The following is a 22,468-nucleotide window of genomic DNA, read 5'->3' on the forward strand; positions in this document are numbered from 1 at the left end:
GGCGGGTTGTCATCAAAGTTGGGGGCTAAGACCAGGATTTCAAGGGCGCACCCATTCCTCAATTTTGAAATGTGCGCGGGCGGTGGCAATCGGCTCCGCTGCGGTGCTTTGCCAGGCAGTGATCGCCACATTCGCCACCCGCCGGCCTTGGCGCCACACCTGGCATTTGGCGTAGGTGTCGCGAAACTGCCCGGCGCGCAGGTAATCCAGGGAAAAATCGATGATTTTCGGCAAGCCCGGCGCGCCGGTAAATACCAGCAAATGTAACGCCGCCGACAGCTCCATAAAACCTGCGATCACGCCACCGTGCAGCGCCGGTAATATCGGGTTACCAATATTGTCCTTGTTGGCCGGCAGGCGGAACAGCAGCTCATCCCCGAGCCTTGAGCATTCAATGCCGATCAACTTGGCGTAAGGCACCAGGTTGAGCAGCGCCTCATAGTCACCGCGCTGATGGGCCTGTTCGAGGCGGGTCTTGAATCGATGCGTCATGCCTGGTCTCCCTTGATCGAGTTGCCGAGCCCTTGCGTGCCCTTGAGGCGCTTGCCCATGCGCATGAAGGTGCCCACCACGTGGGCGATGGGCTGTTGCGGGTCATCCTGGTAAGCGAACCCACGGGTGAAGATCACGTCGGTGGTCACCCGGTAGCACTGTGCAAAGCCATATACCGGCTTATGCGGCTCGGCGGGATGCATATAGTCGACGCGCAAATCCAGGGTCGGGCACACCTCGAACTCCGGCAGCACGCACAGCGTGGCCATGCCGCAGGCAGTGTCCATCAATGAGGTCAGCGCGCCGCCGTGAATTACTCCGGTTTGAGGGTCGCCGACGATATGCGGGCCGTAAGGCAGGGCCAGCGTCATGCCCTCCTGGCTGGCGGCATGGACAATGATGCCCAGCACCTGGCAATGGCGCAGGGCCGAAACAAAGCGTGTGGCACGCTCTAACAAGGCATTTTCGGTCATGTGTTCAGACTCTTATTAGTGCGGGTTTACGCAGTATGGGGTTAGGGCTAAAAGTTCCTTGGCGGTGGTGTTTTATATATCTTTGAAACAAAAGGAACTAATGCTGGCCGTCTAAGCTCGAAAGGCCAGTAGATATATCCATAAGGAGAAACACCCCATGCGCAAGACTTTAGCTATTTCCATGATGTTGGCCGCTGCCCTCGGTCTCGCTGCCTGCGATAAGAAATCCGAAGACAAAGCCCAAGATGCTCAATCGCATGCTGAGCAAGCTCAGAAAGACATGGCCAAAGCACAGGATAAAGTGAACGACGCGGCAAAAGAAAACGCCGATGCTGCCAAAGCTCAGGCTGATGCGAACGCTGAAAAAGCGAAAGAAGACGGCACCGCTACTCCAACAGCACCTGCCAAGCCTTAATAGCCTGGTCTTTGCTGCAAAAAGAAAGCCCGCTTATAGAGCGGGCTTTTCTTTGTCTGCGGTTTAATAAAGCCGGACTAACACCGGTGCTTCCAGTTAAGACACGGCGTCTTTAGCCGGCTCAGCCACTGGCATATCGGTCGGCGTGTAGACCATCACCTGCAGTACGTCGGAATGAAACTCGCGGCGATACAGCACCAGCACCACCCCGCTGCTCATCAGCATGAACAACCAGGGGCTGACAAACCAGGCCAGCATGGTCATGCCGAAGTAATACGAACGCAGACCAAAGTTGAACTGGTTGGCCGCCATCGAAATCACCCGCGCCGCCCGCAGGGCAAATGCTTTGCGTTCCTGCTCCGACACATGCCGCTCACCGATCATCGGCGCCGACCCCACCAGCACGGCGGCAAAATTGTATTGGCGCATGCACCAACTGAACGTGAAGAACGCATAGACGAACACCAGCGCCAGGCACAGCAGCTTGATTTCCGACATGCCCTGGGACGCCTGCTGCACCATGGGAATGTCCGCCAGTAACGATACTGCGCGCTCGGACGCGCCCAGTACAGTGAGAATACCCGCGAGGATAATCAACGTACTGGACGCGAAGAACGAGGCGTTGCGCTCCAGGTTGCCGATCACGCTGGCGTCGGCAATCCGGTTATCACGCAGCAGCATGCGGCGCATCCAGTCTTCGCGATACAGGTGCAGCACGCTGGCCAGGCAGGCGGTGTCACGGGCTTTCCAGCTGGCATAACGGGTGTAACCACCCCAGCACAGGGCGAACCAGAAGGCGGCCAGCAGATGGATTTGGTTGGTTTCGATGAACGACATGCGCGGGCCTTATGCTCGGTATATGGATATTAATGCGATCTAAATGTGGGAGCGGGCTTGCTCGCGAATACGGTGTGTCAGTCGCCTGATGCATTACTGATCCACCGCATTCGCGCGCAAGCCCGCTCCCACACTGACCGTATTCCACACTTTAGAGGGTGTGGTCTTGCAGGCATAAAAAATGCCCCGTATCGATTGATACGGGGCATTTCCGTGAAGCGTGCGGCGCAGGTCAGGCGATCGCTTCGCTGCGCTTGCCGAGCATGCGGTCAACCACTACCGCCACGCCCAACGTCATCACCGACGGCACCAGCCACGCCAGGCCTTGCTCACTCAGCGGCAGGTGCGCCAACTGCGCAGGCATCCAATCGGCAAGGCCAGCGCCCTTGAGCGCATCGATGCAACCAAAGATGAACGACACCAGCATCACCGGGCCAACAATACGGCCCTGCTCCTGCCAGAAGTCTTTGCAGAAGCTCAGGGCCACCAGCACGATGCACGGCGGGTAGATCGCGGTGAGTACCGGGATCGAGAAGGCAATCAGCTTGGTCAGGCCCAGGTTGGACACGAACAGCGAGAACAGCGCCAGAATCACCACCAGCGTCTTGTAAGACAGTGGCAGGACCTTGCTGAAGTACTCGGCGCAGGCGCAGGTCAGGCCCACGGCGGTGACCAGGCACGCCAGGGAGATCAGCACGGCGAGGAAGCCGCTGCCCAGGGAGCCGAAGGTGTGTTGCACGTAGGCGTGCAGCACGGCTGCACCATTGCTGGCACCGGCCGCCACGGCATGGCTGCCCGAACCCAGGCGGAACAGGCTGATGTACACCAGCGCCAGGCCCACGCCGGCAATCAGCCCGGCAATGATCGCGTAACGGGTAATCAACTTGGGCGACTCAACACCACGGGAGCGAATCGCGTTGACGATAACGATGCCGAATACCAGCGCGCCGAGGGTGTCCATGGTCAGGTAACCATTGATAAACCCCTGGGAGAACGGTGCAGCCACGTATTCGGGGGTGGCGACACCGACATCACCGGCCGGCAAGGCAAACGCAGCGATGCCCAGCACGGCCAGGGCGATGATCTTCAACGGTGCAAGGAAACGCCCTACGGTGTCCAGCAGACGCCCCGGGTACAGGGAAATGAAGAACACCAGCAGGAAGTACACCGAGCTGTAGAGGAACAGTGCCAGCGGGCTTTCGCCGGTCAGCGGCGCCAGGCCCACTTCAAACGAAACGGTTGCGGTACGCGGGGTGGCGAACAGCGGACCTACCGCCAGGTACGCCGCCGCCGCCAGCAGGCCACCGGCGATCTTGCCGATCGGGCTGCTCAACGCGTCCATGCCGCCGCCGACTTTGGCCAGGGCAATCACGGTAACCACCGGCAAACCGACCGCGGTGATCAGAAAGCCCAGCGCTGCCATCCAGACGTGCGGCCCGGACTGCAAACCAACGATAGGCGGGAAGATGATGTTGCCGGCGCCCACGAACAGGGCAAACGTCATAAAGCCTAACGCCAGGATGTCCTGGCTTTTCAACACTTTCATTTCAGGAAATACCACACTACTGAATCGGAATTTAGAGAGGGATTCCCTGTGGATGAGGGAACTGCTGCCGACCCTGATGGGGGCCGACCGGTCTAGCGCGCGGCTTCCTTTTGGGAGGCGGACGCATAAAGAGGCGGCTAGAGTACAGAATTAAGCCGGCAAACGCACTGTTGCGGGGCGGACTGTCCGATAAGCGACATTCAAATGTCGCGTTTTCGTACTTAAATTTGGCAATACCGGCCCATTTTGATCTTCACCAACCTCCAGAATGCACAAAGGCCACCCGAAGGTGGCCTTTGTGTGGTGAAGCGTCAGCTAAGCGCGAGGCTTACTTGACAGCCCAACCGGTCAGCTCGGACAAAGCCTTGCCGATGTCTGCCAGCGAACGCACGGTTTTAACGCCTGCGTCTTCCAGGGCAGCAAACTTCTCGTCTGCAGTGCCCTTGCCGCCGGAGATGATTGCGCCAGCATGGCCCATGCGCTTGCCCGCAGGGGCAGTCACACCAGCGATGTAGGAAACAACCGGCTTGGTCACATTGGCCTTGATGTAGGCAGCCGCTTCTTCTTCAGCCGAACCGCCGATCTCACCGATCATGACGATCGCTTCGGTCTTCGGGTCTTCCTGGAACAGCTTCAGGATGTCGATGAAGTTGGAGCCTGGGATCGGGTCACCGCCGATGCCGACGCAAGTCGACTGACCGAAACCGGCGTCAGTCGTCTGCTTCACAGCTTCGTAGGTCAGGGTGCCGGAACGCGAAACGATACCGACTTTGCCTGGCAAGTGAATGTGACCTGGCATGATGCCGATCTTGCATTCGCCTGGGGTGATCACGCCTGGGCAGTTAGGGCCGATCAGGACTACACCCAGCTCGTCGCACCGAACTTTAGCTTCCAGCATGTCCAGGGTAGCAATGCCTTCGGTGATGCATACGATCAGCTTGATACCGCCCAATGCCGCTTCCAGGATCGAATCCTTGCAGAAAGGCGCGGGAACGTAGATAACGCTGGCGGTGGCGCCAGTGGCAGCTACAGCCTCTTTCACGGTGTTGAACACTGGCAGGCCCAGGTGCTCGGTGCCGCCTTTGCCCGGAGTTACGCCGCCAACCATCTTGGTGCCGTATTCGATGGCTTGCTGGGTGTGGAAACTACCTTGCGAACCGGTAATACCCTGGCAGATAACTTTGGTGTCTTTATTGATCAGGACGCTCATTATTTGCCCTCCGCAGCTTTGACAACTTGTTGAGCAGCGTCGGTCAGGCTGGTAGCCGCGATGATGTTCAAACCGCTTTCTGCCAGTACTTTAGCGCCCAGTTCAGCGTTGTTACCTTCAAGGCGAACAACAACCGGGATTTTAACGCCGACTTCTTTCACTGCACCGATGATGCCTTCGGCAATCATGTCGCAACGAACGATGCCGCCGAAGATGTTGACCAATACTGCTGCGACGTTGGAGTCGGACAGGATGATCTTGAACGCTTCGGTCACACGTTCTTTGGTAGCACCACCGCCTACGTCGAGGAAGTTGGCTGGTTTGCCGCCATGCAGGTTGACGATGTCCATGGTACCCATGGCCAGGCCAGCACCGTTGACCATGCAACCGATGTTACCTTCCAGGGCTACGTAGTTCAGTTCGAACTTGGCAGCGTGCGCTTCGCGCGGATCGTCTTGCGACGGATCGTGGAAAGTCTTCAGCTTAGGCTGACGGTACATGGCGTTGGCGTCGATGTTGATCTTGGCGTCGAGGCAGTGCAGATCGCCGTCAGCCTTGATCACCAGCGGGTTCACTTCCAGCAGGGCCAGATCGTGATCCTGGAACAGTTTGGCCAGACCTACGAAGATCTTGGCGAACTGGGCAACTTGCTTGCCTTCCAGACCCAGCTGGAAAGCCAGCTCGCGACCCTGGAATGGCTGAGCGCCAACCAGTGGATCGATAGTGGCTTTCAGAATTTTTTCTGGGGTTTCTTCGGCGATCTTCTCAATGTCCACGCCACCTTCGGTGGAGGCCATGAACACGATGCGACGGCTCGAACGGTCAACGACAGCGCCCAGGTACAGCTCTTTAGCGATATCAGTGCACGATTCAACCAGGATCTTGGTGACTGGCTGGCCATTGGCATCAGTCTGGTAAGTCACCAGACGCTTGCCCAGCCACTGCTGTGCGAAGGCCTTGGCGTCTTCTTTGCTGCGAACCAGCTTAACGCCGCCCGCTTTACCGCGACCACCAGCGTGGACCTGGGCTTTGACAACCCATTCGGTACCACCGATTTTGTCGCAAGCTTCTGCTGCTGCTTCCGGGGTGTCTACTGCGTAACCCTTGGATACTGGCAGGCCGTATTCAGCGAACAGCTGCTTACCCTGATACTCGTGAAGATTCATGCTTTTTACCGTCTTCGTTAGGTACTGCGCATTCGGCGCTGCGCTCATTATGAGTGCCGCGCCACCTGTGACTGCTGCTTGCACAACTTGCTGGGCTTAACACCCGTAAAGCTGTGCAAGGCTGCGTCCAGCGGACATTCCGCGGTGAGTCTTGCGCGCAAGGCTCACGACGGGCAACTCCGCCGTGGTTTCTTATTATCTCGCTTAGCGCTTCTTGCGGTTGGCGATGTGGATGGCGCCGCCATTCACTGCCAACGCTGCTTCGTGCAACGCTTCGGACAGGGTCGGATGGGAGAAGACCATCATGCCCAGGTCTTCGGCACTGGTGCCGAATTCCATACCGATCGCGCCTTGCTGAACCAGTTCTGCAGCGCTTGGGCCAATCACGTGGACGCCCAATACGCGGTCAGTCTTGGCATCAGCGATGACTTTGACAAAACCACCGGTGTCGTTAGCTGCCATGGCACGGCCAGAAGCGGCAAACGGGAAGGTGCCGACGTTAACTTCAACGCCTTCAGCTTTCAACTGCTGTTCGTTTTTACCGACCCATGCAATTTCCGGGTGAGTGTAGATAACCGATGGGATCAGGTCGTAGTTCATCTGGGTTTTGTGACCCTTGATGCGCTCGACAACCATGATGCCTTCTTCGGAAGCCTTGTGCGCCAGCATCATGCCGCGAACCACGTCGCCGATGGCGTACACGCCTGGCACGGTGGTAGCGCAGTGATCGTCAACGTGAATGAAGCCACGCTCGTCGATGTTCACGCCGCTGTCGGAAGCCAGCAGGTCGGTGGTCACCGGACGGCGACCCACGGCTACGATCAGCTTGTCGAAGGTGATGGTCTGCTCGCCTTCTTTATCGGTGTAGGTCACAACGACTTCTTCGCCGTTGACCTTGGAACCGGTAACACGGGCGCCCAGCTTGATATCCAGACCTTGTTTGGTCAGGGTTTTCAACGCTTCTTTGGACACGGCGGTGTCGGCAGCCAGCAGGAACGTGTCCAGGGCTTCCAGCACAGTCACTTCAGAACCCAGGCGCGACCATACCGAACCCAGTTCCAGGCCGATTACGCCAGCGCCGATCACGCCCAGACGCTTGGGAACCGATTGGAATTCCAGGGCGCCGGTCGAATCAACGATCACGTTCTGGTCAACTGGAGCAGGCGGAATGTCGATTGGACGCGAACCCGGTGCCAGGATCACGTTTTCGGCTTCGATGACTTCAACCGAGCCGTCCGGCTTGGTGATTTCAACTTTCTTGCCGGCCAGCAGCTTGCCGTGGCCTTGCAGGGAAGTGACGCCGTTGGCCTTGAACAAGGTGGCAACGCCGGAAGTCAGGCCTTTAACGATGTTGGCTTTACGGCCGACCATTGCTGGCACGTCCATGGTCACGCCAGCATGGTTGATGCCGTGGATCGCGAAACCGTCCTGGGCTTCGTGGAATTTCCAGGAGCTGTCCAGCAGCGCCTTGGAAGGAATGCAACCCACGTTCAGGCAAGTACCGCCCAGCGCCAGTTTGCCTTCCTTGTCGGTGTATTTTTCGATGCAAGCAGTCGAGAGGCCCAGTTGTGCGGCCTTGATGGCGGCAACGTAGCCGCCAGGACCTGCACCAATCACTACAACGTCAAATTTCTGTGTCATGAAAATAGATCCTCTATTTGCGACAAGCTTCTAGCCACACGTTGCAAGCCAAGCTGCTTGTTCCTACAGCTTGTAGCTCGCAACGTGAAGCTGCTTCTATCAGATATCCAGCAGCAGACGAGCCGGGTCTTCCAGCAGGTTCTTGATGGTTACCAGGAAAGTCACGGCTTCTTTACCATCGATCAGGCGGTGATCGTACGACAGCGCCAGGTACATCATCGGGCGGATCACGACTTGGCCGTTGATGGCCATCGGACGCTGGATGATGTTGTGCATGCCCAGGATCGCAGCTTGCGGCGGGTTGACGATCGGGGTCGACATCATCGAACCGAAGGTACCACCGTTGGTGATGGTGAAGGTACCGCCGGTCATCTCGTCGATGGTCAGCTTGCCGTCACGGGCTTTCTTGCCGAAGCCGGCGATGCCGCCTTCGATTTCAGCCAGGCTCATCAGCTCGGCGTTACGCAGAACCGGTACTACCAGGCCACGGTCGCTGGACACGGCAACGCCGACGTCTGCATAGCCGTGGTAAACGATGTCGCTGCCGTCGATGGAAGCGTTGACTGCCGGGAAGCGTTTCAGCGCTTCGGTGGCCGCTTTGACGAAGAACGACATGAAGCCCAGGCGCACGCCATTGTGGGACTTCTCGAACAGATCCTTGTACTTCGAACGCAGGGCCATGACTTCGGTCATGTCGACTTCGTTGAAGGTGGTCAGCATCGCCATGTTCGACTGTGCTTCAACCAGACGCTTGGCCACGGTGGCACGCACGCGGGTCATCGGCACGCGCTTCTCGGTGCGGTCGCCAGCAGCGAACACAGGCGCAGCGGCAGCAGGTGCTGCAGCCTTGGCCGGTGCGGCAGCCGGAGCGTTTTTCTTGGCTTCAACAGCCGCAACCACGTCTTCCTTGGTCACGCGGCCGTCTTTGCCGGTGCCCTTGAGGGACGCCAGGTTGATGCCGTTTTCTTCAGCCAGCTGACGCGCAGCCGGTGCAGCGATCGGGTCTTCACCACCCGCAGCCGGAGCGGCAGCAGCAGGTGCGGCAGCTGGAGCAGCAGCAGCGGCGGCCGGAGCAGGTGCAGCAGCGCCGCCCGCTTCGATCGAGCCCAGGATCTGGTTCGACAGGACGGTAGCGCCCTCTTCAGCCACGATCGCGCCCAGCACGCCGTCAGCTTCGGCCAACACTTCCAGAACGACTTTGTCGGTCTCGATGTCGACGATCAGGTCGTCACGCTTTACAGCGTCGCCTGGTTTCTTGTGCCAGGTGGCAACGGTGCCATCGGCAACCGATTCCGGGAATGACGGGGCTTTGATTTCGATAGCCATTATCTGTGGGTCCTTAAAATTCGGTTTCAGTCAGCGCGAAGGCGTTAAACAGTGAAAGCATCTTGCAGCAGTTTTTCCTGCTGCTCGGCGTGCATCGACGCATAACCACACGCAGGTGCAGCAGAAGCATCACGACCGGCGTACTCCAGGCCCAGGCCTGTTTTGTGGTTACCGATGCTGCGACGCAAATGATGCTGGCTGCTGTACCACGCGCCCTGGTTCATCGGTTCTTCCTGGCACCACACCGCATGGGTGAGGTTGGTGTAAGGCGCGATGGCCTCCATCAGGTCGTCTTCCGGGAACGGGTAAAGCTGCTCGATACGCACGATGGCGATGTCTTCGCGGCCTTCGGCACGGCGTTTTTCCAGCAAGTCGTAGTAAACCTTGCCGCTGCACAGGATCAGGCGAGTGACCTTGGCTGCGTCCAGGGTGTCGATTTCTGGAATCACGGTCTGGAACGAACCGTCGGCCAGATCTTCCAGGGTCGAGATGGCCAATTTGTGACGCAACAGCGATTTCGGGGTCAGCACTACCAGCGGCTTGCGCAGCGGGCGGATCACCTGGCGACGCAGCAAGTGGTAGATCTGGGCCGGCGTAGTCGGCACGCACACCTGGATGTTGTGCTCGGCGCACAGCTGCAGGTAACGCTCCAGACGGGCCGAGGAGTGCTCCGGACCCTGACCTTCATAACCGTGTGGCAGCAGCATGGTCAGACCGCACAGACGGCCCCACTTGTGCTCGCCGCTGGTGATGAACTGGTCGATAACCACCTGGGCACCGTTGGCGAAGTCGCCGAACTGGGCTTCCCAGATCACCAGCGCCTGTGGCGTGGTGGTCGAGTAACCGTATTCGAACGCCAGTACGGCTTCTTCGGACAGGAACGAATCGTACAGGTCGAAACGTGGCTGGCCTTCGTACAGGTTCTGCAACGGGATGTAGGTGCCCGCATCTTTCTGGTTGTGCAACACAGCATGACGGTGCGAGAACGTACCGCGGCCGATGTCCTGGCCGGTCATGCGGATCGGGTGACCTTCGAACGCCAGGGTCGCGTACGCCATGGTTTCGGCGTAACCCCAGTTGATCGGCAGGCCGCCGGCTTGCATCTTCTGACGGTCTTCGTAGATCTTCGCAACCTGGCGCTGTACCACGAAGCCATCCGGAATTTCCAGCAGCTTGGCGGACAGTTCCTGCAGGGTCTTGAGGTCGAACGTGGTGTCGTGACGCGCCGTCCAGGCGTGGCCCAGGTAAGGGCGCCAGTCCACGAACAGCTCTTTGTTCGGCTCTTTAACCAGGCTTTTCACTACATGCAGGCCGTTGTCCAGCGCGTTGCGGTATTCATCGATCTTCGCCTGAACACGCGCATCGTCAACCACGCCGGCCGTGATCAGGCTGTCGGCGTACAGTTCACGGGTGGTGCGCTGCTTGGTGATCTGCTGGTACATCAACGGCTGGGTGCCGCTCGGCTCATCCGCTTCGTTGTGACCGCGACGGCGGTAGCAAACCAGGTCGATGACCACGTCACGCTTGAACTGCATGCGGTAGTCGATGGCGAGCTGGGTCACGAACAACACGGCTTCCGGATCATCACCATTCACATGGAGGATCGGCGCCTGGATCATCTTGGCAACGTCGGTCGCGTACTCGGTCGAGCGCGCGTCGAGCGGGTTGCTGATGGTGAAACCGACCTGGTTGTTGATGACGATGTGAACCGTACCGCCGGTCTTGAAGCCGCGAGTCTGCGACATCTGGAACGTTTCCAGGACCACGCCCTGACCGGCGAATGCCGCGTCACCGTGGATGGAAATCGGCAGGACTTTCTCACCGGTGGAATCGTTACGACGATCCTGGCGGGCACGCACCGAACCCTCGACCACTGGAGAAACGATTTCCAGGTGGGACGGGTTGAAGGCCATGGCCAGGTGAACTTCACCGCCGGTGGTCATTACGTTGGACGAGAAGCCCTGGTGGTATTTAACGTCACCGGAACCCAACTCGACTTTCTTCTTGCCTTCGAACTCGTCGAACAGTTCACGCGGGTTCTTGCCGAAGGTGTTGACCAACACGTTCAGGCGACCACGGTGCGCCATGCCGATCACGATTTCCTTGGTGCCATAGGAACCGGAACGCTGGATCAGCTCGTCGAGCATTGGAATCAGGCTTTCGCCGCCTTCCAGGCCGAAACGCTTGGTGCCCGGGTATTTGGTGCCCAGGTATTTCTCGAGGCCTTCGGCCGCGGTCACGCGCTCCAGCAAGTGGCTGCGCACGTCGGCGGACAATACCGGACGGCCACGCACACCTTCCAGACGATGCTGGAACCAGTGACGCTGCTCGGAATCGGTGATGTGCGTGAATTCAGCGCCGATGGTGCGGCAATATGTCTGCTGCAACGCTTCGTGAATTTCGCGTAGGCTCGCTTCCTCTTTGCCGATGAACAGGTCGCCGGCACGGAAGGTCGTATCAAGATCGGCATTGGTCAAGCCGTAATGATTGATCGACAGGTCAGCAGGTGCAGGACGCTTCCAGAGCCCCAGCGGGTCAAGCTGGGCCGCCTGGTGGCCACGCATCCGGTAAGCCTGGATCAGTCGCAATACTTCAACTTGCTTCTTCTCATGCTCGCTGCTCACGCTACCGGCGGAAACCGGTTGGGCGCGGCGCTGGTTCTTTGCCAGCAGCACAAATTGATCGCGAATTGTTGCGTGCGATACATCGGTGGCAGCGTTGCCGTCTGAAGACAACGTCTGAAATTTGGTGCGCCATTCTTCTGGCACAGCGTTAGGGTCGTGCAGGTAGAGCTCATAAAGCTCTTCCACATAGGCAGCGTTACCACCTGAAAGATAGCCGCTGTTCCACATGCGCTGCATCACGCTTTCTTGCATGCTTGGTCACCCTCGATTTGGGGACACCACCGGCGAAAACACCGAGTTTGCTTGCAAAAGGCCAAGTGCAGCGACCAAAACAAGCCACTTAGGATCACGCTGATAGTTCGGGTACCAACCCGAATGCCCCTGCTTGTCTCATTTCTTCAAAATAAGAGCTGCGGCTTTGTAAGTCGCTGCTCAAGTTAAAACTACGGCGCCGGTTGAAGCCTGCGCCGTAGCATTTACGGGCACAACGGTCCTGCTTTGCTACAACGTCGCTTACACGCCGCTTTGCAGCAGCATGTTACGGATGTGACCAATGGCCTTAGTCGGGTTCAGGCCTTTGGGACATACGTTGACGCAGTTCATGATCCCGCGGCAGCGGAAGACGCTGAACGGGTCATCCAGTGAAGCCAGACGCTCGGACGTCTTGGTGTCACGGCTGTCTGCCAGGAAGCGATACGCTTGCAGCAGGGCAGCTGGACCCAGGAACTTGTCCGGGTTCCACCAGAAGGACGGGCACGAGGTCGAGCAGCAAGCGCACAGGATGCACTCGTACAGACCGTCGAGCTTTTCACGCTCTTCAGGGGACTGCAGACGCTCGATGGCCGGAGCCGGCGTGTCGTTCTGCAGGAACGGCTTAACTTTCTCGTATTGCTTGTAGAAGATGCTCATATCGACCACCAGGTCACGGATAACCGGCAAACCTGGCAGTGGACGAACGATCAGCTTGTTACCCTTAACAACAGCAGATAGCGGCGTGATGCACGCCAGGCCGTTCTTGCCGTTGATGTTCATGCCGTCGGAGCCACAAACGCCCTCACGGCACGAGCGACGGTAGGAAAAACCTTCGTCCTGCTCTTTGATCAGTGCCAGTACATCCAGCACCATCAGGTCTTTACCACCGGTATCGACCTGAAATTCCTGCATGAACGGCGCGGCGTCCTGATCAGGGTTGTAGCGGTAAACACTGACTTTCAACATGGCAGCCACCCTTAGTAAGTCCGAATCTTCGGTTCAAACGTCGGCACCGTCTTCGGCGAGAAGTTCACGGCACGTTTGGTTACGCGCTTGTCACCCGGGAAGTACAGGGTGTGGCACAACCAGTTTTCGTCGTCGCGATCTTCAAAGTCTTCACGGGCGTGGGCACCACGGGATTCTTTACGAACCTCGGCGGCGATCGCAGTGGCTTCAGCCACTTCCAGCAGGTTTTGCAGCTCAAGGGCTTCGATACGAGCGGTGTTGAACGCCTGGCTCTTATCGTTGATCTTGACGTTGGCGATGCGCGTGCGCAGGTCGGCCAGCTGGGCAATACCCTTCTGCATGTATTCGCCGGTACGGAATACACCGAAGTAGTTCTGCATGCAGCTTTGCAGCTCGCGACGCAGGGTAGCCACGTCTTCGCCATCGGTACGCTCGTTCAGAGCGTTCAGGCGCGCCAGGGCGGCCTCGATGTTGGCGTCGGTGGCGTCATCGTATTCGATGCCGTCGGTCAGGGCTTTTTCCAGGTGCAGGCCGGCAGCGCGACCGAATACCACCAGGTCGAGCAGCGAGTTGCCGCCCAGGCGGTTGGCACCGTGTACCGATACGCAGGCCACTTCGCCTACGGCGAACAGACCGTGGATGATCTCGTCCACGCCTTCGGCGTTCTGGGTGATCGCCTGGCCATGAATGTTGGTCGGCACGCCGCCCATCATGTAGTGGCAGGTTGGAACAACCGGCACCGGAGCAACCACCGGGTCAACGTGCGCAAAGGTCTTGGACAGTTCGCAGATGCCTGGCAGGCGGCTGTGCAACACTTCCTCACCGAGGTGATCGAGTTTGAGCAGTACGTGGTCGCCGTTCGGGCCACAGCCGTTGCCGGCGATGATTTCCTTAACCATCGAACGGGCCACAACGTCACGACCGGCAAGGTCCTTGGCGTTCGGAGCATAACGCTCCATGAAACGCTCGCCGTGCTTGTTGATCAGGTAACCACCTTCACCACGGCAACCTTCTGTAACCAGTACACCGGCGCCGGCAATGCCGGTCGGGTGGAACTGCCACATCTCAATGTCTTGTACCGGCACGCCAGCACGCAGGGCCATGCCGACGCCGTCACCGGTGTTGATCAGGGCATTGGTGGTCGACGCATAGATACGACCTGCACCGCCGGTTGCCAGCACAGTAGCCTTGGCGCGGATGTAGGTGGTTTCACCGGTTTCGATGCAGATGGCGATCACACCGACGAAGGCGCCGTCGGCGTTCTTCACCAGGTCAACCGCGTAGTACTCGTTCAGGAACGTGGTACCGGCTTTCAGGTTGCCCTGATAAAGGGTGTGCAACAGTGCGTGACCGGTACGGTCGGAAGCGGCGCACGTACGGGCAGCCTGCCCGCCTTTACCGTAATCCTTCGACTGGCCGCCGAATGGACGCTGGTAGATACGGCCTTGCTCGGTACGGGAGAACGGCAGACCCATGTGGTCCAGCTCGAACACCGCGGCCGGGCCTTCCTGACACATGTACTCGATAGCGTCCTGGTCACCGATATAGTCGGAACCCTTGACGGTATCGTACATGTGCCAGCGCCAGTCATCGTTCGGGTCGGCGGAGGCGATGGCGCAAGTGATGCCACCCTGGGCCGATACGGTATGGGAACGAGTCGGGAACACCTTGGTGATCACGGCAGTCTTGTGACCACCCTGGGCCAGCTGCAGCGCTGCGCGCATGCCGGCACCGCCGCCACCAATAATGATGGCGTCGAAGGAAATAGTTGGAATGTTAGCCATGAATCAGATACCCCAAAGAATCTGCACACCCCAGACGAAGTAAGCGAACATCGCAATGCCGCAGACTGCCTGGAAGAGAAAACGGACTGCAGTCGCGGACTTGCCCAGCGCCATTGGCGTGAGGTAGTCGGTCGCGATGGTCCACATGCCGACCCAGGCGTGAGCGCCCAGGGCTACAAGGGCCAGCAGGCTGAAGATTCGCATCGCATTGTGGGCAAACAGGCCATGCCATTGCTCATAGCCGATGCCCGGGTTTGCGACGAGGTATCCGATCAGGAAAATGAAATAAGCCGCGAGAACGACCGCAGACACACGCTGTGCCATCCAGTCATAGAGGCCCGAACGCGAAAGGTTCGTAACGCTGGTTACCATATCCAAACTCCTGCCAGAACGATCAGCACCACGGAAATGGCGATGATGATTTTCGAGCCCAGGCGGCCGCCTTCGAGCGTCTCACCGATACCCGCATCCATGATCAAGTGGCGCACACCGGCAACCAGGTGATACAGCAGAGCGGACAGGAGGCCCCATGCTACGAACTTGGCCAGCGGGCTGGTCAAGCATGCCTTCACCTCGGCGTATCCTTCCTCGGAACCCAGGGATTTGCTCAATGCATAAAGCATGATGCCCAAGCCCAGGAACAGGATGATGCCGGAAACACGGTGCAGGAACGACGTAACGCCGGTGATGGGGAGTTTGATGGTCCTTAGGTCTAGGTTTACAGGTCGTTGGCTATTCACGGCTTTTTTTTCACACTGAAGAGCCCCTAACAATCAGGGCAAAGTTGTTGGGGAGTGCACTGGTCAGGTAAGCACCACCCAGGGAGTGCGACCCCCAATGAAAGCAAGCCCAAAAGCCCTTGGCGGTCGGTGGCCGAGTATAGACAGTTAGGTTACTAATGACAACGCGCACTCCTCACCCTAATAGCTGATTGCGCTGGCGGTATAAAAGGCGTAAATGGCAGTCAATTTCGACGAAAAAGTATGGTTAAAGCCTTCTGGAGCAAGACTTTAGGCAAATTGACATCTGGATTTATATCAATATAGTGGTGCGGGCCCTGCGTGGGGGGTCTGTCTGATGATTTGAAGCATAAATAGGAGGCCACATGGCTGACAAAAAAGCGCAGTTGATCATCGAGGGCGCAGCCCCCGTCGAGCTGCCCATTTTAACCGGCACCGTTGGTCCCGATGTTATCGACGTACGGGGCCTGACGGCCACGGGCCGTTTCACATTCGACCCAGGCTTCATGTCGACCGCCTCTTGCGAGTCGAAGATCACCTACATCGATGGTGACAATGGTATTTTGCTGCACCGCGGCTACCCGATCGAACAGCTTGCTGAACAGTCGGACTACCTGGAAACCTGCTACCTGCTGCTAAATGGCGAATTGCCAACAGCCGAGCAGAAAGCCCAGTTCGTCAGCACCGTGAAGAACCACACCATGGTTCACGAGCAGTTGAAGACCTTCTTCAACGGCTTCCGTCGCGACGCCCACCCGATGGCCGTCATGTGCGGTGTAGTCGGCGCCCTGTCGGCCTTCTATCACGACTCCCTGGACATCAATAACCCGCAGCATCGCGAAATTTCCGCGATCCGCCTGGTTGCCAAGATGCCCACCCTGGCCGCAATGGTTTACAAGTACTCCATGGGCCAACCCATGATGTACCCGCGCAACGACCTGACGTACGCGGAAAACTTCCTGCACATGATGTTCAACACTCCGTGCGAGATCAAACCGATCAGCCCGGTGCTGGCCGCTGCGATGGACAAGATCTTCATCCTCCACGCCGACCACGAACAGAACGCCTCCACCTCTACCGTACGCCTGGCCGGCTCTTCGGGTGCCAACCCGTTCGCCTGTATTGCCGCCGGTATCGCCGCACTGTGGGGCCCTGCCCACGGCGGTGCGAACGAAGCCGTATTGACCATGCTGGATGAAATCGGCGATGTCTCGAACATCGACAAGTTCATCGCCAAGGCCAAGGACAAGAACGACCCGTTCAAGCTGATGGGCTTCGGTCACCGCGTCTACAAGAACCGTGACCCGCGCGCCACCGTGATGAAGAAGACCTGCGACGAAGTGCTGAAGGAACTGGGCATCAAGAACGATCCGCAACTCGAACTGGCCATGCGCCTGGAAGAGATCGCCCTGACCGACCCGTACTTCATCGAACGCTCGCTGTACCCGAACGTCGACTTCTACTCGGGGATCATCCTCAAGGCGATCGGCATTCCAACCAGCATGTTCACCGTGATCTTCGCCCTGGCACGTACTGTCGGCTGGATCTCGCACTGGAAAGAAATGCTCTCCAGCCCGTACAAGATTGGCCGTCCGCGCCAGCTGTACACCGGCTACGAGTCGCGTGACATCACCAAACTGGAAGATCGCAAGTAAGCATCTGATGGCTTGGTAATAAAAAGCGGCCTCCTTATCCAGGGAGGCCGTTTTTATTTGTGCAGCCTGATGATCGTTCCCACGCTCTGCGTGGGAATGCCTCCCGTGACGCTCCGCGCCCCATTGCGCAACACCTGAGGCCAGCGCCAACCGGGACGCAGAGCGTCCGTGGCTGCATTCCCACGCGGAGCATGGGAACGATCGGCGTAGAGGCATTTTATTGATGCAGGAGTTGAGAAACTGTTTTGTGAAATCCGTTACCAATAAAAGTAAAAAAATGCCCCGATCTCACGACCGGGGCATTTTTTGTAGCCGTTACAAATATTAGTGGTTAACCGCCCCACTTGCCCCCAGGCCAGTCTGCGAACGCACAAACTGCGGGAAGTACAGCGCACGCTCTTTCTCTGCCGCCGCCGACTTGTCGGTGATCGAGAAGAACCAGATGCCGACGAACGCAATGATCATCGAGAACAGCGCCGGGTACTCGTAAGGGAAGATGGCTTTTTCATGGTGCAGGATCGACACCCAGATGGTCGGGCCGAGGATCATCAGGCCGACGGCGCTGATCAAGCCCAGCCAGCCGCCAATCATGGCGCCACGGGTGGTGAGGTTTTTCCAGTACATGGAAAGCAGCAGTACCGGGAAGTTACAGCTGGCCGCAATCGAGAATGCCAGGCCGACCATGAACGCAATGTTCTGGCTTTCGAACAGGATACCCAGGCCGATTGCCAACACGCCCAACGCCACGGTGGTGATCTTCGACACGCGAATCTCATCTTTGTCGTTGGCCTTGCCCTTCTTGATCACACTGGCGTACAGGTCATGGGACACCGCCGAAGCACCGGCCAGGGTCAAACCGGCAACCACTGCCAGGATAGTGGCAAACGCCACGGCCGAGATGAAGCCCAGGAAAATACTGCCACCCACCGCGTTGGCCAGGTGCACCGCCGCCATGTTGTTACCGCCGAGCAAGGCGCCAGCAGCATCCTTGAACGCCGGGTTGGTGCTCACCAGCAGAATCGCGCCGAAGCCGATGATGAACGTCAGGATATAGAAGTAGCCAATGAAACCGGTAGCGTACAGCACGCTCTTACGCGCTTCCTTGGCGTCGCTGACGGTGAAGAAGCGCATCAGGATATGCGGCAGGCCGGCCGTACCGAACATCAGCGCCAGGCCCAACGAGAATGCCGAAATCGGATCTTTCACCAGGCCGCCAGGGCTCATGATCGCCTCACCTTTAGGGTGAACCTTGATCGCCTCGGAAAACAGCATGTTGAAGTCGAAGTTGACGTGCTTCATCACCATCAGCGCCATGAACGAGGCACCGGACAGCAACAGCACCGCCTTGATGATCTGCACCCAAGTGGTCGCCAGCATGCCGCCGAACAGCACGTACATGCACATCAGGATACCTACCAGGATCACCGCGACGTGGTAGTCCAGGCCGAACAGCAGCTGGATCAGCTTGCCCGCCCCCACCATTTGCGCGATCAGGTAAAACGCCACCACCACCAGCGAACCACAGGCCGACAGGCTGCGGATCTGGGTTTGCCCGAGGCGATAGGACGCCACGTCGGCAAAGGTGTACTTGCCCAGGTTACGCAGGCGCTCGGCGATCAGGAACAGAATGATCGGCCAGCCCACCAGAAAGCCGATCGAGTAGATCAGCCCATCGTAGCCGGAGGTGAACACCAGCGCGGAAATCCCCAGGAAGGACGCCGCCGACATATAGTCACCGGCAATCGCCAGGCCGTTCTGGAAACCGGTGATCTTGCCGCCGGCCGCATAGTAGTCGGCCGCCGACTTGTTGCGTTTGGATGCCCAGTAAGTGATGCACAGCGTCGCGCCGACGAAGACCACGAACATCAGGATCGCTGCAACGTTCAGCGGTTGTTTGTGCACTTCACCGGTCAATGCATCCGCCGCCCAAACGGCGGGCGCAAAGACCGAAGCGCCAAGTACAGCCAATAGACGACGGATCATTGCGCAGCCTCCTTGAGAATCGCATTGTTCAGGTCGTCGAATTCGCCGTTGGCGCGTCGTACATAGATGCCGGTGAGGACAAAGGCCGAGACAATCAGGCCGACCCCGATGGGGATGCCCCAGGTGATGGATGAGCCGGGGCTGAGTTTGGCCCCCAGCACTTGTGGCCCGTAGGCAATCAACAGGATGAAAGCGGAGTAAAGCCCTAGCATGATCGCCGAGAGAATCCAGGCGAACCTTTCCCTTTTTCTGACCAGCTCCTTGAAACGCGGGCTGTTTTGAATCGAGAGGTAAATGCTGTCGTTCATTGTTTTTATCCTCGCAGCACAGCTTTTTATTATTTTGGAACATATCCACTGTATGCGGCTGCGGAACAGGTTCCAGACGACCTTAGTAGTAGATCGAGATGGCCACTTAGCAAGTTTTGCGGGCAACAAATAAACAACAGCCTGAATACAGGCAAAAAAAATGTGGGAGCGGGCTTGCTCGCGAAGGCGGCGTATCAGTCAATGCATAGGCTGACTGATACACCCCAATTGCGGGCAAGCCCGCTCCCACATTGGGTTGTGGTGGGGCTTGTGAAGCGTCAGTGCTTTATTTGGCGGTCCACTCGGCCACACGTTCAGGGTGCTTGGCGACCCAATCCTTGGCCGCGGCATCAGGCTTGGCGCCCTCTTGAATCGCCAGCATGACTTCGCCGATTTCGTCCTTGGAGGCCCACTGGAATTTCTTCAGGAACGCGGCGACTTCCGGCGCTTTCTTTTCCAGGCCCTTGCTGCCGATGCTGTTGACGGTCTCAGCAGCGCCATAAATCCCTTTGGGGTCGTCGAGGAAACGCAGTTTCCACTTGGCAAACATCCAGTGCGGCACCCAGCCGGTCACGGCAATGGATTCCTGCTTGTCTTCGGCGCGGGTCAGCTCGGCGATCATCGCGGCGCCCGAGCTGGCTTGCAGTTTGTAGTCCAGGCCATAGGCTTTGATCGCTTCGTCGGTCTTGAGCATCACGCCTGAACCGGCGTCGATGCCGACGATCTTGTTTTTGAAGGTGGTGTCGGTCTTGAGGTCTTCGATGGACTTGGCCTTGACGTACTCCGGCACGATCAAGCCGATCTTCGCATCCTTGAAGTTGGGGCCGTAGTCGACCACCTTGTCCTTGTTCTTGGTCCAATACTCACCGTGGGTCACAGGCAGCCAGGCGGACAGCATGGCGTCGAGCTTGCCGGTGGCGACGCCCTGCCACATGATCCCGGTGGCGACGGCTTGCAGTTTCACGTCGTAACCCAGTTTTTGCTTGATCACCTCGGCCGCCACATGGGTCGTGGCAACGCTGTCGGACCAACCATCTACATAGCCGATGCTCAGGGTTTTGCTGTCGGCGCTGGCCAGTGTGGAGCCCATCGCAACTACCAGAGTGGCAGCTGCGCCCAAGAGTCGTCGCATCTTCATAATACTTCCCCGAAAGTGCTGCGCCCGGCGGATGCCGAGCGACGTCAACCTGTTGTTATAGGGTGCATCGCGCCCCCTTCACGCGCGTCGATCACGGTGGTGCCCCGCCAGTGGAGTGCTGACACTTGGATCATCAACCTGCCGGGACCTTGGACCTGCTCTGTCAGCGACCTCGGGTAAGCAAGAAACGACATCACATCGCCAGCAGGATAGTTCCTAGGACTTGGCGTCAATTTCCCGCCCGAACTTTGCATGTCTAAATTATGCAGCCCCACTGGGACGGGCCAAATCCGGGTAAGATGCGCGCCTTTGCTCCCCCAGATAAGCTGACCATGCCCGCGACTGCCCGCTTCCCTGCCCTGCCCTATTTCTGCGCCTTGATCCTCGGCGTGCTTGCCCTTGTCGGCTACTGGTACGGCCTCGGCCGGCCGGTGGTGCTGCCGGATGTGGCCAGTGCCAGCCACAAGATGCAATGCGCGTCCTATACGCCGTTCGACAAGGACCAGTCGCCGTTCGACCAACCGTTCAAACTGCGCCCCGAGCGCATGGACGCCGACCTGGCACTGCTGGCCACCCGTTTTGAATGCATCCGCACTTACTCCATGACCGGCCTGGAAGCCCTGCCGGGCATGGCGCGCGCCCATGGTTTGAAGTTGATGGCCGGCGCCTGGGTCAGCAGTGACCCGGTGGCCACCGAAAAAGAAATCAAAGAACTGATTGCTGCTGCCAATGCCAACCCCGATGTGGTCACTTCGGTGATCGTCGGTAACGAGGCCCTGCTGCGCAAGGAAGTCACCGCCAAGCAGTTGGTGACGCTGATCCATCAGGTCAAAAGCCAGATCAAGCAGCCGGTCACTTATGCCGATGTGTGGGAATTCTGGCTGCAGCACCCGGAAATCGCCCCGGCGGTGGATTTCCTGACCATTCACCTGCTGCCCTACTGGGAAGACGACCCGTCGGGCATCGATCAAGCCCTCAAGCATGTGGGTGATGTGCGCCAGACCTTCGGCAACAAATTCGCGCCTAAAGATGTGCTGATCGGCGAGACCGGCTGGCCCAGCGAAGGCCGCCAGCGCGAAACCGCGGTGCCAAGCCGGGTCAACGAGGCCAAGTTCATGCGCGGTTTCGTGGCCATGGCCGAAGCCAATGGCTGGCGCTACAACCTGATCGAAGCGTTTGACCAACCCTGGAAACGCGCCAGCGAAGGTGCCGTCGGTGGTTACTGGGGCCTGTTTGATGCCGACCGCCAGGACAAGGGCATTCTTGCCGGGCCAGTGAGCAACGTGCCGTATTGGCCGCTGTGGCTGGGCGTCGGCGGCCTGATCCTGCTGGGCACCCTGGCGCTGGGTGGTCGGGCGCGCAGCACCCGTGCCGCGCTGTTGCTGCCACTGCTCGGTGCAGTGGCGGCCTGCTCCATCGGCACCTGGGCTGAACTGACCCGCGTCACAGCGCGCTTCAACGATGAATGGGTGTGGGCAGGCTTGCTGGTGATGCTGAACCTGCTCGTGCTGGCCCATGCTGCACTGGCGCTGAGTGCCCGGGAAGGCTGGCGTGAACGGAGCTTCAACTGGCTGGAACAGCGCGCCGGCTGGCTGGTGGCAATCGCCGGGTTCGCAGGGGCAGTGATGATGCTGGCGCTGGTGTTCGACCCGCGCTATCGCAGCTTCCCAAGTGCGGCGCTGGTGTTGCCGGCTCTGGTTTACCTGGTTCGCCCGGTCACCGGCCCGCGTCGGGAGATTGCGCTGCTGGCCTTCATTATTGGCGCCGGCATTGCGCCGCAGCTGTATCGCGAAGGGTTGCTGAACCAGCAGGCGTGGGGTTGGGCGGTGGTCAGCGGGTTGATGGTGGTGGCTTTGTGGCGGTGCTTGCGGGTGCGTAAGGGCTGACATCGCCATCGCAGCGGTGTGACGAT

The 22,468-nt window shown here is 58.7% G+C and carries 19 protein-coding genes; 3 read left to right on the plus strand and 16 right to left on the minus strand.

All coding sequences use genetic code 11. From position 1 onward, the window contains the following. Window positions 1-39: 39 nt before the first annotated feature. Window positions 40-492: a PaaI family thioesterase gene (locus BLV67_RS07485; RefSeq protein ID WP_065929500.1), complete on the minus strand. Its 453-nt coding sequence runs from the start codon at window positions 490-492 to the stop codon at window positions 40-42. After that, complete coding sequence (locus BLV67_RS07490) at window positions 489-965, minus strand: PaaI family thioesterase (protein ID WP_065929499.1); 477 nt, start codon at window positions 963-965, stop codon at window positions 489-491. The genes BLV67_RS07485 and BLV67_RS07490 overlap by 4 nt, the downstream gene beginning before the upstream one ends. 157 nt (window positions 966-1,122) lie before the next feature. Here BLV67_RS07490 and BLV67_RS07495 point away from each other — a divergent pair, with 157 nt between their 5' ends. Then, window positions 1,123-1,380 (plus strand): hypothetical protein, encoded by a 258-nt coding sequence (locus tag BLV67_RS07495; protein WP_056859728.1) that lies wholly within the window; start codon window positions 1,123-1,125, stop codon window positions 1,378-1,380. A gap of 96 nt (window positions 1,381-1,476) precedes the next feature. Here the strand turns inward: BLV67_RS07495 and BLV67_RS07500 are convergent, their stop codons facing one another. The 11 genes from BLV67_RS07500 to sdhC form a co-directional block, all read right to left on the minus strand. After that, on the minus strand, window positions 1,477-2,217 hold the full coding sequence (locus BLV67_RS07500; RefSeq protein WP_056859729.1) for a DUF599 domain-containing protein: 741 nt from the start codon (window positions 2,215-2,217) through the stop codon (window positions 1,477-1,479). Window positions 2,218-2,449: 232 nt separating this feature from the next. After that, window positions 2,450-3,763, minus strand: coding sequence for a branched-chain amino acid transport system II carrier protein (gene brnQ, locus BLV67_RS07505; RefSeq protein WP_056859730.1), 1,314 nt, complete (start codon window positions 3,761-3,763; stop codon window positions 2,450-2,452). A 328-nt stretch (window positions 3,764-4,091) separates the two neighbouring features. Then, a complete protein-coding gene (gene sucD / locus BLV67_RS07510) occupies window positions 4,092-4,973 on the minus strand; it encodes a succinate--CoA ligase subunit alpha (protein ID WP_065929498.1) in 882 nt (293 codons plus the stop codon). Next, window positions 4,973-6,139 (minus strand): ADP-forming succinate--CoA ligase subunit beta, encoded by a 1,167-nt coding sequence (sucC, locus tag BLV67_RS07515; RefSeq protein WP_003210567.1) that lies wholly within the window; start codon window positions 6,137-6,139, stop codon window positions 4,973-4,975. Before sucC ends, sucD begins: the two co-directional genes overlap by 1 nt. A gap of 204 nt (window positions 6,140-6,343) precedes the next feature. Further along, window positions 6,344-7,780, minus strand: coding sequence for a dihydrolipoyl dehydrogenase (gene lpdA, locus BLV67_RS07520; RefSeq protein ID WP_056859732.1), 1,437 nt, complete (start codon window positions 7,778-7,780; stop codon window positions 6,344-6,346). A gap of 99 nt (window positions 7,781-7,879) precedes the next feature. Beyond that, window positions 7,880-9,106 (minus strand): 2-oxoglutarate dehydrogenase complex dihydrolipoyllysine-residue succinyltransferase, encoded by a 1,227-nt coding sequence (odhB, locus tag BLV67_RS07525; protein ID WP_058421396.1) that lies wholly within the window; start codon window positions 9,104-9,106, stop codon window positions 7,880-7,882. A 44-nt stretch (window positions 9,107-9,150) separates the two neighbouring features. Next, window positions 9,151-11,982 (minus strand): 2-oxoglutarate dehydrogenase E1 component, encoded by a 2,832-nt coding sequence (locus tag BLV67_RS07530; protein WP_069788733.1) that lies wholly within the window; start codon window positions 11,980-11,982, stop codon window positions 9,151-9,153. A 261-nt stretch (window positions 11,983-12,243) separates the two neighbouring features. Next, window positions 12,244-12,948: a succinate dehydrogenase iron-sulfur subunit gene (locus tag BLV67_RS07535; protein WP_003172807.1), complete on the minus strand. Its 705-nt coding sequence runs from the start codon at window positions 12,946-12,948 to the stop codon at window positions 12,244-12,246. A gap of 11 nt (window positions 12,949-12,959) precedes the next feature. Continuing rightward, window positions 12,960-14,732, minus strand: coding sequence for a succinate dehydrogenase flavoprotein subunit (gene sdhA, locus BLV67_RS07540; protein ID WP_017134444.1), 1,773 nt, complete (start codon window positions 14,730-14,732; stop codon window positions 12,960-12,962). Window positions 14,733-14,735: 3 nt separating this feature from the next. Then, a complete protein-coding gene (gene sdhD / locus BLV67_RS07545) occupies window positions 14,736-15,104 on the minus strand; it encodes a succinate dehydrogenase, hydrophobic membrane anchor protein (RefSeq protein WP_003233245.1) in 369 nt (122 codons plus the stop codon). Next, the gene (sdhC, locus tag BLV67_RS07550) at window positions 15,098-15,472 is read right to left on the minus strand and encodes a succinate dehydrogenase, cytochrome b556 subunit (RefSeq protein ID WP_016979564.1); all 375 of its coding nucleotides are present in this window, start codon (window positions 15,470-15,472) and stop codon (window positions 15,098-15,100) included. Before sdhC ends, sdhD begins: the two co-directional genes overlap by 7 nt. Window positions 15,473-15,837: 365 nt before the next feature. Here sdhC and gltA point away from each other — a divergent pair, with 365 nt between their 5' ends. Then, a complete protein-coding gene (gene gltA, locus BLV67_RS07555; RefSeq protein ID WP_003210575.1) occupies window positions 15,838-17,127 on the plus strand; it encodes a citrate synthase in 1,290 nt (429 codons plus the stop codon). 324 nt (window positions 17,128-17,451) lie between these two features. Here gltA and BLV67_RS07560 read toward each other — a convergent pair whose 3' ends face one another. From BLV67_RS07560 to BLV67_RS07570, 3 genes are all read right to left on the minus strand, one after another. Next, window positions 17,452-19,110, minus strand: coding sequence for a cation acetate symporter (locus tag BLV67_RS07560; protein ID WP_065929493.1), 1,659 nt, complete (start codon window positions 19,108-19,110; stop codon window positions 17,452-17,454). Further along, window positions 19,107-19,418: a DUF485 domain-containing protein gene (locus BLV67_RS07565; protein ID WP_065929492.1), complete on the minus strand. Its 312-nt coding sequence runs from the start codon at window positions 19,416-19,418 to the stop codon at window positions 19,107-19,109. Before BLV67_RS07565 ends, BLV67_RS07560 begins: the two co-directional genes overlap by 4 nt. Before the next feature lie 286 nt (window positions 19,419-19,704). Beyond that, complete coding sequence (locus BLV67_RS07570; protein ID WP_056859736.1) at window positions 19,705-20,556, minus strand: glycine betaine ABC transporter substrate-binding protein; 852 nt, start codon at window positions 20,554-20,556, stop codon at window positions 19,705-19,707. A 332-nt stretch (window positions 20,557-20,888) separates the two neighbouring features. Here BLV67_RS07570 and BLV67_RS07575 point away from each other — a divergent pair, with 332 nt between their 5' ends. Beyond that, window positions 20,889-22,442, plus strand: coding sequence for a glycoside hydrolase family 17 protein (locus BLV67_RS07575; RefSeq protein WP_065929491.1), 1,554 nt, complete (start codon window positions 20,889-20,891; stop codon window positions 22,440-22,442). The last annotated feature ends 26 nt before the right edge of the window (window positions 22,443-22,468 follow it).

The sequence above is a fragment of the Pseudomonas salomonii genome (assembly GCF_900107155.1).
Lineage (GTDB): Bacteria > Pseudomonadota > Gammaproteobacteria > Pseudomonadales > Pseudomonadaceae > Aquipseudomonas > Aquipseudomonas salomonii.